This is a genomic window from Pseudoalteromonas sp. APC 3691 (genome assembly GCF_030408135.1).
In the GTDB taxonomy this organism is placed as follows: domain Bacteria; phylum Pseudomonadota; class Gammaproteobacteria; order Enterobacterales; family Alteromonadaceae; genus Pseudoalteromonas.
In genome coordinates this window covers 1-14,511 of the sequence record NZ_JASDCB010000013.1, presented here as the reverse complement: position 1 = coordinate 14,511, position 14,511 = coordinate 1, and the positions used below count along the sequence as shown (strand labels likewise).

10 protein-coding genes are annotated in these 14,511 nt (G+C 42.9%); all 10 read left to right on the top strand.

The genetic code is table 11. The annotated features are described in order from the left end of the window. Nucleotides 1–63: 63 nt before the first annotated feature. The gene (gene rplK / locus QL998_RS06250; RefSeq protein WP_002958879.1) at nt 64–492 is read left to right on the top strand and encodes a 50S ribosomal protein L11; all 429 of its coding nucleotides are present in this window, start codon (nt 64–66) and stop codon (nt 490–492) included. A gap of 3 nt (nt 493–495) precedes the next feature. Continuing rightward, on the top strand, nt 496–1,200 hold the full coding sequence (rplA, locus tag QL998_RS06245) for a 50S ribosomal protein L1 (RefSeq protein WP_002958880.1): 705 nt from the start codon (nt 496–498) through the stop codon (nt 1,198–1,200). Between the two features lie 331 nt (nt 1,201–1,531). Continuing rightward, entirely contained in the window at nt 1,532–2,026 is a 495-nt protein-coding gene (rplJ, locus tag QL998_RS06240; protein ID WP_002958881.1) for a 50S ribosomal protein L10, read from the top strand. Nucleotides 2,027–2,102: 76 nt separating this feature from the next. Next, nucleotides 2,103–2,465: a 50S ribosomal protein L7/L12 gene (gene rplL, locus QL998_RS06235; protein WP_002958882.1), complete on the top strand. Its 363-nt coding sequence runs from the start codon at nt 2,103–2,105 to the stop codon at nt 2,463–2,465. Nucleotides 2,466–2,736: 271 nt separating this feature from the next. Further along, nucleotides 2,737–6,762: a DNA-directed RNA polymerase subunit beta gene (gene rpoB / locus QL998_RS06230; RefSeq protein WP_024597281.1), complete on the top strand. Its 4,026-nt coding sequence runs from the start codon at nt 2,737–2,739 to the stop codon at nt 6,760–6,762. 104 nt (nt 6,763–6,866) lie between these two features. Further along, nucleotides 6,867–11,042: a DNA-directed RNA polymerase subunit beta' gene (gene rpoC, locus QL998_RS06225; protein ID WP_165743938.1), complete on the top strand. Its 4,176-nt coding sequence runs from the start codon at nt 6,867–6,869 to the stop codon at nt 11,040–11,042. Between the two features lie 195 nt (nt 11,043–11,237). Then, entirely contained in the window at nt 11,238–11,612 is a 375-nt protein-coding gene (gene rpsL / locus QL998_RS06220) for a 30S ribosomal protein S12 (RefSeq protein ID WP_002958885.1), read from the top strand. Between the two features lie 97 nt (nt 11,613–11,709). Then, nucleotides 11,710–12,180 carry a 30S ribosomal protein S7 gene (rpsG, locus tag QL998_RS06215; RefSeq protein WP_010555004.1) on the top strand — a complete coding sequence of 157 codons (471 nt, stop codon included), beginning with the start codon at nt 11,710–11,712 and terminating at the stop codon, nt 12,178–12,180. A 27-nt stretch (nt 12,181–12,207) separates the two neighbouring features. Next, nucleotides 12,208–14,322: an elongation factor G gene (fusA, locus tag QL998_RS06210; protein ID WP_002958887.1), complete on the top strand. Its 2,115-nt coding sequence runs from the start codon at nt 12,208–12,210 to the stop codon at nt 14,320–14,322. 62 nt (nt 14,323–14,384) lie between these two features. Further along, on the top strand, nt 14,385–14,511 hold a 127-nt coding region (locus QL998_RS06205), incomplete at its 3' end, for a GTP-binding protein (RefSeq protein WP_033023824.1).

Here is a 14,511-nt window from a genome sequence, read left to right as displayed (position 1 = left end):
AAGCCGTTAGAGTACGCGTCCTCGCGCGCACAAGGCTGAGACCCACCAAATGAGGTATTTATAATGGCTAAAAAAGTTGAAGCTCTAATCAAGCTACAAGTTGCCGCTGGTATGGCTAATCCTAGTCCTCCAGTAGGTCCTGCACTAGGTCAACACGGTGTAAACATCATGGAATTCTGTAAAGCGTTTAACGCACGTACAGAGTCTATCGAAAAAGGCGCTCCAGTTCCTGTAGTGATCTCTGTTTACGGTGACCGTTCATTTACGTTCGACATGAAAACGCCACCTGCTGCTTACTTACTTAAGAAAGCTGCTGGTATCAAGTCAGGCTCAGGCCGTCCTAACACTGATAAAGTAGGCACAGTAACTCGTGCTCAACTTGAAGAAATTGTTGAGACAAAACGAACTGACCTTACAGCTGCCGATATGGACGCAGCGGTTCGCACTATCGCAGGTTCTGCGCGTGCGATGGGCTTGAACGTAGAGGACTAAGAAATGGCTAAATTAACTAAACGTATGCGTACTATCCGCGAAAAAGTGGAAGTAACTAAAGATTACGAAATCAATGAAGCAGTTGCTCTTTTAAAAGAGTTAGCGACAGCTAAATTCGTAGAAAGTGTTGACGTTGCCGTTAACCTTGGTATCGATGCTCGTAAATCTGATCAAAACGTTCGTGGTGCTACTGTACTACCTAACGGTACTGGTCGTGACGTTCGTGTTGCTGTATTCACACAAGGCGCTAATGCAGAAGCTGCAAAAGAAGCCGGTGCTGAATTAGTAGGTATGGAAGATCTTGCTGAACTAGTTAAAAAAGGCGAGATGAACTTTGACGTTGTTGTTGCATCACCAGACGCTATGCGTGTTGTTGGTCAACTAGGTCAAATCTTAGGCCCACGTGGTCTAATGCCAAACCCTAAAACTGGTACTGTAACGCCTAACGTTGCAGAAGCAGTTAAAAATGCTAAAGCAGGTCAAGTACGTTACCGTAATGACAAAAATGGCATCATCCATACTACTATTGGTAAGGTTGATTTCACTGCAGAGCAGTTGCAACAAAACCTTGAAGCTCTAATTGTTGCGCTTAAGAAGGCTAAACCTTCTCAAGCTAAAGGTGTTTACTTGAAGAAAGTAACTATCTCTACAACAATGGGCGCAGGTGTTTCTGTTGACCAAAACACTTTAAGCACTATTGTTGCTTAATTGAGTGTTTACATGGCGTGAAATTTGTACTATAATTTCGCGCCATTTTGTTGATTAATTTATTAATTTATTAATTTGCAAAGTAAAGAATTCGGGTTGAAGTCCATAATTTCGTTAAGCCTTCGGGGTTAACGATAAATTGGGCTTCCGTCCAAGACCGTAGGTGGCTTCGGCCTTAATATTCACCTACGTAGACGGTGTAGACCCCAGATAGATTTTTCCTAATCCTTCTGGCTCTCGCCGTAAAAAGCATCTCTACCTTGTTTGGTAGGGAAGAGTAGAACAGGGGAATCCGATAATCGGTACCCCCATTAAACCAGGAGTAACACCCATGGCTTTAAATCTTCAAGGCAAAAAAGCAATAGTTGCTGAAGTCAACGAAGCAGCCAATGGTGCTCTATCTGCAGTTGTTGCAGATTCTCGTGGTGTAACAGTTGGCGCAATCACTGCCCTTCGTAAAGAAGCTCGTGCAAATGGTGTTTGGATGAAAGTTGTCCGTAACACTTTAGCAAAACGTGCTCTTGAAGGAACAGATTTTGAGTGTCTTTCTGATTCATTTGTTGGTCCAAGCTTAATCGCTTTCTCATCAGAGCACCCAGGTGCTGCTGCGCGTATCTTTTCAGATTTCGCGAAAAAGAATGAGAAATTCGAGCTTAAAACGGCCGCTTTTGAAGGAAATGTTGTTGATGCAGCAATGCTTGCTACATTACCTACATACGATGAAGCTGTTGCACGCTTAATGAGTGCTATGAAAGAAGCGTCTGCTGGCAAATTGTGTAAAACAATTGAAGCAGTACGTGTACAGAAAGAAGAGCAAGCTGCTTAATTTTAAGCTGTTTAATCTCACTTTCGGTGTAAAATTTATTTGGACGTAATGTCCGTTAATTATTAGGAAATTTGTAATGTCTGTATCTAAAGACCAAATCCTTGACGCAATTGCTGAAATGTCAGTAATGGACGTTGTTGCTCTTATCGAAGCAATGGAAGAAAAATTCGGCGTAACTGCTGCAGCTGCAATGGTAGCTGGTCCAGCTGCTGAAGCTGCTGAAGAGAAAACAGAATTTGACGTAATCCTTACTGGCGCTGGCGCTAACAAGGTTTCTGCAATCAAAGCTGTTCGTAGCGCAACTGGCCTTGGCCTTAAAGAAGCGAAAGCTCTTGTTGAAGCTGCTCCTACACCTGTTAAAGAAGGTGTATCTAAAGAAGAAGCTGAAGCACTTGCAAAAGATCTTACTGAAGCTGGTGCTGAAGTTGAGGTTAAGTAATTTAGCTTTTGCTAAGTTCGCTGCCTGAGAAATCAGGCAAGGGCTGGTGATTATTTAATCACCGGCCTTTTTGCGCTATAGAGTGATGCACTCTTTTAGTTCAAATAAAATCTGATTTTTTCTTTACTTTCAACGCTTTATAGTTTGCTAGTGTTAAAGTGGGATCTAATTAGAACAACAGTTAAATGTTGTAAAATCTTGGCATAGCTGCCAGTTAAGTCTGTTCTTACAAGAACAGGTCGGGTCAAAGATCAGCAAGCTGAGGAACCCCATGGCTTACTCTTATTCTGAAAAGAAACGTATCCGTAAGGATTTTGGTAAACGTCCACAAGTTTTGGATATACCTTTTTTACTGTCTACACAGTTAGAATCGTTTAAAAAATTCTTAGTGCCGGACGCTGATGGCGATCATGGTTTGGAAGCTGCCTTCCGTTCTGTGTTCCCTATTAAAAGCTACTCGGGAAATTCTGAGCTTCAATACGTAAGTTACCGTATTGGTGAGCCAGTTTTCGATGTAAAAGAATGTCAAATTCGCGGTGTGACTTATTCTGCTCCACTTCGCGTGAAACTGCGTCTTGTTGTTATGGACAAAGAAGCACCAGGCACAGTTAAAGACATTAAAGAGCAAGAAGTTTACATGGGCGAAATTCCGCTCATGACAGATACCGGTACTTTTGTAATCAATGGTACAGAGCGTGTTATCGTTTCTCAGCTACACCGTAGCCCTGGTGTATTCTTTGATAACGACCGCGGTAAAACCCACTCATCGGGTAAAGTATTATATAACGCACGCGTTATACCTTACCGTGGTTCATGGTTAGACTTCGAATTTGATGCAAAAGATAACTTATATGTACGTATTGACCGCCGTCGTAAATTACCGGCGTCCATCATCCTACGTGCACTAGAGTATTCTAGCGAAGAAATCCTAGATATGTTCTTCGATAACACTACGTTTGAAGTAACGAATGGTAAAGTTCTTATGGAACTTGTACCTTCGCGTTTACGTGGTGAAACTGCCGCTTTTGATATCAAGAGCGAAGACGGTGAAGTATTTGTTGAAAGCGGTCGTCGTGTTACGGCTCGCCACATCAAGAGCATCGAGAAGAAAGGCATTAAGCAATTAGAAGTACCACATGAGTACATCATTGGCCGTATTGTAGCTAAAAACTATGTTGATGAGTCAACTGGTGAAGTTATTGCAAATGCAAATGACGAGCTAACTCTAGAGCTAATGGCTGAATTGGTTAAAGCCGGTCACACTAAAATTGATACTTTATATATCAATGAAGTGGACAGCGGTGCTTACATGTCAAATACATTGAACATTGACTCTTCAAGCAGCCGTTTAGAAGCACTAGTAGAAATTTACCGCATGATGCGCCCAGGCGAGCCACCGACGAAAGACGCGGCTGAAGCCTTATTCCAGAACTTGTTCTTTTCTGAAGAGCGTTATGACTTATCAACTGTAGGTCGTATGAAGTTCAATAGCCGTGTTGGTTACGATACAGACACAGGCCCAGGCACATTAAGCAAAGAAGACATCGTGTCTGTTATGAAAGTATTAATTGCTATTCGTAACGGTCAAGGCGATGTTGATGATATCGATCACTTAGGCAACCGTCGTATACGTAGTGTTGGCGAAATGGCTGAGAACCAATTCCGTGTTGGTCTAGTACGTGTTGAACGTGCTGTACGTGAGCGTTTAAGCTTAGGTGACCTTGACGCGATAATGCCACAAGATCTTATTAACGCTAAGCCTATTTCGGCAGCGGTTAAAGAGTTCTTCGGCTCGTCTCAGTTATCACAGTTTATGGACCAAAATAACCCACTATCAGAAGTTACGCATAAACGTCGTATCTCTGCATTAGGTCCGGGCGGTCTAACTCGTGAACGCGCAGGCTTTGAAGTACGAGACGTTCACGTAACTCACTATGGTCGCGTATGTCCAATCGAGACTCCTGAGGGTCCAAACATCGGTCTAATTAACTCGTTGTCTACGTACGCACGTACAAATGACTACGGTTTCTTAGAAACACCTTACCGCAAAGTGGTAGATGGTGTTGTAACTGATGAAGTTGATTACTTATCAGCCATTGAAGAAGGTCAGTTTGTTATCGCACAGGCGAACTCAAACTTAACTGAAACCAATGAGTTTGTTGATGAACTTATCCCATGTCGTCACAAAGGTGAATCTACCTTTATGGGTCGCATGGACCAGCAGTATATGGATGTATCACCACAACAGGTGATCTCTGTAGCGGCAGCACTTATCCCGTTCCTAGAACACGATGATGCTAACCGTGCATTGATGGGTTCAAACATGCAACGTCAAGCAGTACCAACATTGAAAGCGGATAAACCGTTAGTAGGTACTGGTATTGAGTTAACACTAGCGAAAGACTCTGGTGTAACTATCGTTGCTAAACGTGGTGGTGAAGTAATGTATGCTGACGCAAGTCGCATCGTTGTAAATGTACATGAAGAAGAACGCATCCCTGGTGAAGCGGGCATCGACATCTACAACTTAACCAAATACACACGTTCTAACCAAAATACATGTATTAACCAAAAACCAACTTGTATGGTTGGCGAACCGGTTACTCGTGGTGACGTGTTAGCAGATGGTCCTTCGACTGACTTAGGTGACTTAGCCCTTGGTCAAAACCTTCGCGTGGCATTCATGCCATGGAACGGTTACAACTTCGAAGATTCAATCTTGTTATCAGAGCGCGTAGTTGAAGAAGATCGTCTAACGACTATCCATATTCAAGAACTACAGTGTGTTGCCCGTGATACTAAATTAGGTCCTGAAGAGATCACTGCAGATATCCCGAATGTGGGTGAGTCTGCGCTAGGCAAGCTTGATGAATCAGGCGTTGTATATATTGGTGCTGAAGTTAAAGGCGGCGATATCCTAGTAGGTAAAGTGACTCCTAAAGGCGAGACACAGCTTACACCTGAAGAGAAGCTACTACGTGCTATCTTCGGCGAAAAAGCGTCTGACGTTAAAGACAGCTCTTTACGTGTACCAAACTCTGTAACTGGTACTGTAATTGACGTGCAAGTTTTCACCCGTGATGGTGTTGAAAAAGATAAACGTGCGTTAGAAGTTGAAGATATGCAGCTTCGCGAAGCGAAGAAAGACTTCAACGAAGAGTTCCGTATTTTAGAAGCAGGCGTTTTAGACCGTGCACGCAAGCTACTTATAGCTGCTGGTTTTGATGAAGAAAAACTTGCATCTCTTAATGCTGAAAAAGTACTTACGCAAAGCCTTGCTGAAGAAGACAAGCAAGCTGAGCTTGAGCAACTAGCTGCACAGTACGATGAGCTTAAAGCTGAATACGATAAAAAGTTTGAAAACAAACGTCGTAAAATTACCCAAGGTGATGATTTAGCACCAGGCGTACTTAAGATTGTTAAAGTATACCTAGCTGTTAAACGTCGTATCCAACCGGGTGATAAAATGGCGGGTCGTCACGGTAACAAAGGTGTTATCTCGACTATCGTACCAGTAGAAGATATGCCTTACGATGACAAAGGTCGTACGGTAGATATCGTATTGAATCCACTAGGTGTACCATCGCGTATGAACATCGGTCAGATCCTTGAAACACATATGGGTCTTGCTGCACGTGGTATCGGTGAACGTATTGAAGAGATGATGAAAGAACAACGTGAGCTTCATGAGCTGCGTGAATTCATCAAGCAAGCTTACGAAATTGGTGAATCTCGCCAAGTTGTAGACATTGCTAGCTTCACTGATGACGAAATTCGTCGTCTAGCTGAAAACTTAAAAGGTGGTTTACCAATAGCTACTCCTGCATTTGATGGCGCGAAAGAAAGCGAAATCAAAGACATGCTTGAGCTTGGTGGATATCCTCGAAGTGGTCAGGTTACACTTTATGATGGCCGTACTGGCGATCAGTTTGAACGTCAAGTAACTGTTGGTTACATGTATATGCTTAAACTTAACCACTTGGTTGACGATAAGATGCACGCACGTTCTACTGGTTCTTACAGCCTTGTTACTCAGCAGCCGCTGGGTGGTAAAGCACAGTTCGGTGGCCAGCGTTTTGGTGAGATGGAAGTATGGGCACTTGAAGCTTACGGTGCTGCTTACACTCTACAAGAAATGCTAACAGTGAAATCGGATGACGTGAACGGTCGTACTAAGATGTATAAAAACATCGTTGATGGTAACCATAAAATGGAACCAGGTATGCCAGAATCGTTCAACGTATTGTTGAAAGAAATCCGCTCACTGGGTATCAACATCGAGTTGGAAGAAAATTAAGCCAATTAGATGCTGCAGTTAACGCTGCAGCATCTGTTACGGCTGAATAGAATGTAGGGACGAGACTATCCGTCCTCAAGATTAACTCCGACAGGAGAGCTAAGGTGAAAGACTTACTTAAGTTTCTGAAGCAACAAAATAAGACCGAAGAATTCGATGCAATTCGCATTGGTCTTGCTTCACCAGACATGGTTCGTTCATGGTCATACGGTGAAGTAAAGAAACCTGAGACTATTAACTACCGTACTTTCAAGCCTGAGCGCGACGGCTTATTCTGTGCCCGTATTTTCGGCCCAGTGAAAGATTATGAGTGTTTATGTGGTAAATATAAACGCCTTAAACACCGTGGTGTGATCTGTGAAAAGTGTGGCGTTGAAGTAACACTCACTAAAGTGCGACGCGATCGTATGGGTCATATCGACCTTGCGAGCCCAGTTGCACATATATGGTTTTTAAAATCATTACCGTCACGTATTGGCTTAATGCTAGATATGACGCTTCGTGATATTGAACGTGTTCTTTACTTCGAATCATTCGTAGTAACTGAGCCTGGTATGACAACGCTTGAGCGTGGTCAACTATTAGGTGAAGAAGAATACTTAGATTCACTAGAAGAGCACGGTGATGAATTTGAAGCGAAGATGGGTGCTGAAGCAGTTTTAGACTTGCTTCGTGAACTTGATCTTGCTCAATTAATTGCTGAGATGCGTGAAGAGTTACCAACAATTAACTCTGAAACTAAGCGTAAAAAAATCACTAAACGTCTTAAGTTAATGGAATCGTTCCACCAATCAGGTAATAACCCTGAGTGGATGATCATGACAGTACTTCCAGTATTGCCACCTGATCTTCGCCCATTAGTACCATTAGACGGTGGTCGTTTTGCGACATCTGATCTAAACGACCTTTACCGTCGTGTTATTAACCGTAATAACCGTCTTAAGCGTCTACTAGATTTAGCAGCACCAGACATTATTGTACGCAACGAAAAACGTATGTTACAAGAAGCGGTAGATGCGCTACTTGATAACGGTCGTCGTGGTCGTGCAATTACAGGTTCTAACAAACGTCCTCTTAAATCTCTTGCTGATATGATCAAGGGTAAGCAAGGTCGTTTCCGTCAGAACTTACTTGGTAAGCGTGTAGATTATTCAGGCCGTTCTGTAATCACAGTAGGTCCTACTCTTAAGCTTCACCAATGTGGTCTTCCTAAGAAGATGGCACTAGAGTTATTCAAACCATTCATCTATGGCAAATTAGAGCGTCGCGGCATGGCTACGACAATCAAAGCAGCTAAGAAGATGGTTGAACGTGAAGTTCCGGAAGTATGGGATGTACTTGACGAAGTAATTCGTGAACATCCAGTATTACTTAACCGTGCACCAACACTTCACCGTTTGGGTATCCAAGCGTTTGAACCTGTGCTTATCGAAGGTAAAGCGATTCATTTGCATCCATTAGTATGTGCGGCCTACAACGCCGATTTCGATGGTGACCAAATGGCGGTACACGTACCGTTAACAATCGAAGCACAGCTTGAAGCTCGTGCCTTAATGATGTCAACAAACAACATTCTATCTCCTGCGAATGGTGAGCCAATCATCGTTCCTTCACAGGATGTTGTATTGGGTCTTTATTACATGACTCGTGACCGCATTAACGCTAAAGGCGAAGGCGCGATATTTAAAGATCCAAAAGAAGCAGAAAAAGCATACCGCAGTGGCAATGCTGACCTTCACGCAATCGTGAAAGTACGTATTAGCCAATCAGTTAAAAACGAAGACGGCATAGTAGAAGACACTGTTACTGTAATCGATACAACTGTTGGTCGTGCAATTCTATCTTTAATTTTACCTAAAGGTATGCCGTTTGAGTCAATCAACCAAGCATTAGGTAAAAAGCAGATTTCTAGCTTATTGAATGAATGTTACCGTCGTCTAGGTCTTAAAGACACTGTTGTTTTTGCTGACCAAGTTATGTACACCGGTTTCCATTATGCAATGAAATCAGGTGTTTCTATCGGTATTGATGACTTAGTTATCCCACCGGTTAAAGCACAGATCATTGAATCAGCTGAAGCTGAAGTTACTGAAATCAACCAACAATTCCAATCAGGTCTTGTAACGGCTGGTGAAAAGTACAATAAAGTTATCGATATCTGGTCACGTGTAAACGAAAACTTGTCACGTGAGATGATGGCTAACTTGTCAAAAGACACAGTTATTAATGCTAAAGGTGAAGAAGTAGAGCAACCGTCATTTAACTCAGTGTTTATGATGGCCGACTCAGGTGCTCGTGGTAGTGCTGCACAGATTCGTCAGTTGGCGGGTATGCGTGGTCTAATGGCACGTCCAGATGGTTCAATCATCGAGACGCCAATCACAGCTAACTTCCGTGAAGGTCTAAACGTACTTCAGTACTTCATCTCAACGCATGGTGCGCGTAAAGGTCTTGCCGATACTGCACTTAAAACAGCTAACTCGGGTTACCTAACGCGTCGTCTAGTAGACGTTGCACAAGATTTGGTAATCAACGAAGATGATTGTGGCACAGAAGATGGCTTAACAATGAAACCGCTTATTGAAGGTGGTGATGTTGTAGAAGCACTTCGTGAACGTGTTCTTGGTCGTGTTGTTGCTGAAGATATTGTAATTCCAGGTACTAATACTGTACTTGTTGAGCGTAATATCATGCTTGACGAAAAACTGTGTGACCTTTTAGAAGAGCACTCAGTGGATGAAGTTCGCGTACGTTCTGTTATCACATGTGATAACGACTTTGGTGTATGTGCTAAGTGTTATGGTCGTGACCTTGCACGTGGTCATATCATCAACGCGGGTGAATCAGTAGGTGTTATCGCGGCGCAGTCAATCGGTGAGCCGGGTACACAGCTTACGATGCGTACATTCCACATCGGTGGTGCGGCATCAAGAGCGTCAGCTGAAAATAATGTACAAGTTAAAACTAACGGTACATTAAAACTTCATAACGCTAAATATGTATTAAATACAGATGGTAAGATTGTTATTACCTCACGTTCTACTGAGATCACTATCATTGATAGCTATGGTCGTGAAAAAGAACGTTATAAAGTACCTTACGGTGCGGTATTAACAGTGCAAGACAATGCTGAAGTTCAAGGTAACGACATCGTTGCTACTTGGGACCCGCATAGTCACCCAATCGTTCTTGAGCATAAGTCAAAAGTATCGTTTAGCGACATCGATGACTCAAATACTGAAGCACAGACTGATGAACTAACAGGTTTAACCCGTGTAGTTGTTAAAGATCTTGCTAAAGTAAATACTAAAGAACCTAAGCTTATCATTGAAAGTGAAGAGCGCGGTCTGCAAGAAACACGTCTTCCTTCATTCACTACGATTGAAGTTATTGACGGCGTTACAGCAAACCCTGGTGACGTGTTAGCACGTATACCACAAGAAGGTTCGAAAACTCGTGATATCACGGGTGGTCTACCACGCGTAGCCGACTTATTTGAAGCGCGTAAACCTAAAGAGCCAGCTATCTTAGCTGAGATCACAGGTACTATTAGCTTCGGTAAAGAGACTAAAGGTAAGAAACGTTTAGTTATTACTCCAGCTGAAGGTGATCATTACGAAGAAATGATTCCTAAGTGGCGTCAACTTAACGTGTTTGAAGGTGAGCAAGTGTCTAAAGGTGAAGTTATCGCCGATGGTCCTGAATCGCCGCATGACATCTTACGCCTACGTGGTGTGACTCATGTTGCTAACTACATCGTTAACGAAGTGCAAGAGGTTTACCGTTTGCAAGGCGTTAAGATCAATGACAAGCACATTGAAACAATTATCCGTCAGATGATTCGTAAATGTACCATTATACACGGCGGTGATACTGACTTCTTAGCCGGTGAACAAATCGAAGTGGCGCGCGTTAATATCGCAAACCGTGACCTTGAAAAACAAGGTAAGATACCAGCTAAGTTTGAAATCCAGTTAATGGGTATCACAAAAGCATCACTAGCAACAGAATCTTTCATCTCTGCAGCGTCTTTCCAAGAGACAACACGTGTTCTTACAGATGCGGCAGTGAATGGTAAGAGCGATGAGCTTCGCGGTCTTAAAGAAAACGTAATTGTGGGTCGTTTGATCCCAGCCGGTACCGGTTTTGCGTATCATCAAGAACGTATGGCTCGCCGTAAACAAAGCAAAGTAGTAGTAGAAGAGCAAACAGTAAGTGCAGAAGAGGCGACTCAAGCACTTACAGACGCTCTAAATGCTGATTTGTCTGGAAATCAATAAACTGTTCTTAATCAATAGATTAAGTGATCGTAAGGCAGTTATATGCTGTCTTACGATTAGTTTAGGTTGACAGGTTAAACTTTGCTCATTAAAATTCCGCCACCCATTTACTTGTGTGCTTAATGCAGGCTCGTAAATAAAGGGCGGATTTTTTTATTTTTTTCAGTAGTAATTTTAATTTCAGGAGCTATTTAAATGGCAACTATTAACCAGCTAGTGCGTAAGCCACGCCGTAGCAAGGTTACGAAAAGTAACTCAGCTGCACTAAAAGCGTGTCCGCAAAAGCGCGGTGTATGTACTCGCGTATATACAACTACACCTAAGAAACCAAACTCGGCGTTACGTAAAGTAGCTCGTGTACGTTTAACTAACGGTTTCGAAGTAACTTCATACATTGGCGGTGAAGGTCATAACCTTCAAGAGCATAGTGTAATCCTAATCCGTGGTGGTCGTGTTAAAGATTTACCAGGTGTGCGTTTTCACACTGTTCGTGGTGCACTTGACTGTGCAGGCGTTAGCGATCGTCGTCAAGCTCGTTCTAAATACGGTGCAAAACGCCCTAAAGGGTAATTGTATTCCGTTAGTAAGGCCAAGCACTAAATATTTATAATTATTGTTTTGGGTGATTGACTCGAAAGAGCAAACCTGAATAAACCGGAGATACAAAATGCCTAGAAGACGCGTAATCGGTCAACGTAAAATTCTTCCAGATCCTAAGTTCGGATCGGAACTTCTTGCTAAATTCGTTAACATCGTGATGTTAGACGGCAAGAAATCTACTGCTGAAAAAATTGTTTATGGTGCGCTAGACGTGGCTGCTGAGAAATCAGGCAAGTCGCACCTAGAAATCTTTGAAACTGCACTTGATAACATCCGTCCACAGGTAGAGGTTAAATCTCGCCGTGTTGGTGGTTCAACTTATCAAGTACCAGTTGAAGTACGTCCAGTTCGTCGTAACGCATTAGGTATGCGTTGGTTAGTAGACGCTGCACGTAAGCGTGGCGAAAAATCTATGGGCTTACGTTTAGCTCAAGAAATCGTTGACGCTTCAGATAATAAAGGCACTGCGGTTAAGAAACGTGAAGACGTTCACCGTATGGCTGAAGCGAATAAAGCATTCGCTCATTACCGTTGGTAATCTGTCTTTAACCTTTAAGAGGATCATATGGCACGTACAACTCCACTTGAGCGCTATCGTAATATAGGTATTGTTGCTCACGTAGATGCAGGCAAAACCACCACAACAGAACGTGTTCTGTTCTACACAGGTCTTTCTCATAAGATCGGTGAAGTACATGATGGCGCTGCAACTATGGATTGGATGGAGCAGGAACAAGAGCGTGGTATCACAATCACTTCTGCTGCAACAACGTGTTTTTGGAAAGGGATGGACGCTCAATTTGACGCCCATCGTATCAATATTATTGATACTCCAGGACACGTAGATTTCACTATCGAAGTAGAGCGTTCTTTACGCGTATTAGATGGTGCGGTAGTTGTTCTTTGTGCTTCATCTGGTGTACAGCCGCAAACTGAGACAGTTTGGCGTCAAGCGAACAAATACGAAGTTCCGAGAATGATCTTCGTAAATAAAATGGATCGCACGGGCGCAGACTTCTTAGCAGTGGTCAGCCAGGTGAAATCTCGTCTTGGAGCAACGCCTGTTCCAATTCAGTTGCCTGTAGGCGCTGAGGACGACTTTAAAGGTGTTATTGACCTTATAAAAATGAAAGTGATTAACTGGAACGAAGCGGACCAGGGTATGACTTTCTCTTATGAGGCAATACCGGCAGAACTTCTGGAATTAGCTGAAGAATGGCGCGCTCATTTAGTTGAAAGCGCTGCTGAAGCAACAGAAGAACTAATGGATAAATACTTAGAAGGTGAAGAGTTAAGTGAAGCAGAAATTAAAAATGCTTTACGCCAACGAACATTAGCAAATGAGATTGTTCCAGTTACTTGTGGTAGCGCATTTAAAAACAAAGGCGTTCAAGCTGTGCTTGATGGCGTTGTTGAATATATGCCGTCACCAGAGCAAGTGAAACAAATCCAAGGTATCTTAGAGAATGGTACTGAGGAAGAACGTCCAGCTAATGATAAAGCGCCGTTTGCTGCACTCGCATTTAAGATTGCAACAGACCCGTTCGTTGGAACCTTGACCTTTTTCCGTGTTTACTCTGGTACTGTTAAACAGGGTGACACGGTATATAATCCAGTAAAAAGTAAGCGTGAGCGACTTGGCCGTATCGTACAGATGCATTCAAACTCTCGTGAAGAGATCAAAGAAGTTTTCGCAGGCGACATCGCGGCAGCTATTGGTCTTAAAGACGTAACAACAGGTGAAACACTGTGTGATCCGAATTCTATTATTACGCTTGAGCGTATGGAATTCCCAGAACCAGTAATCTCTATTGCGGTTGAGCCCCGCACTATAGCTGACCAAGATAAGATGGGTATCGCACTAGGTAAACTAGCTGCTGAAGATCCTTCTTTTCGCGTACAAACTGACGAAGAATCAGGCCAGGTTATAATCTCTGGCATGGGTGAACTTCACCTAGATATCATCGTCGACCGTATGAAACGTGAATTCAGTGTTGAATGTAACGTTGGTAAGCCGCAGGTCTCATACCGAGAAGCTATTCGTTCAACTGTTAAGGTTGAAGGGAAGTTTATACGTCAGTCAGGTGGTCGTGGCCAATATGGACACGTTTGGATTAAACTTGAACCGATGGATATTACGGATGATGAGTCACCAATTTACGAGTTCGTTAACGAAACCGTAGGTGGTTCAGTTCCTAAAGAATTCGTTCCTGCGGTAGACAAAGGTATCCAAGAGCAAATGTCTCAAGGTGTACTGGCAGGCTACCCATTACTTGGCGTTAAAGCGACTTTATATGATGGTTCATTCCATGATGTAGATTCGAATGAAATGGCATTTAAAATAGCAGGTTCACTGGCAATGAAAAACGGGGCGCTTGAAGCTAACCCTGTACTTTTAGAGCCAGTAATGAAGGTTGAAGTACTCACTCCTGATTCAAATATGGGTGATGTAGTTGGCGACTTAAACCGTCGCCGCGGCATAATCGAAGGCATGGAAGATGCATTAGGTGGACTTAAGCAAATTAATGCGCAAGTTCCTCTTTCTGAAATGTTTGGTTATGCAACTGCTTTACGATCTGCAACACAGGGCCGTGCCTCATACTCTATGGAGTTTGTGAAGTACGCTGAAGCCTCTAAAAATGTCGCAGATACAATAATTTCAGCTCGCGCTGTTATATAATTTTAGCTTGTCTGGCTCAATAGTGAGTCAGGCTTTAATTTCTTTATTAGGAATTTTTTAAGATGGCAAAAGAAAAGTTTGAACGCGTAAAACCGCACGTAAACGTTGGTACAATCGGCCACGTTGACCACGGTAAAACTACACTAACTGCAGCAATCACTAACGTACTTGCAAAAGTATACGGCGGTG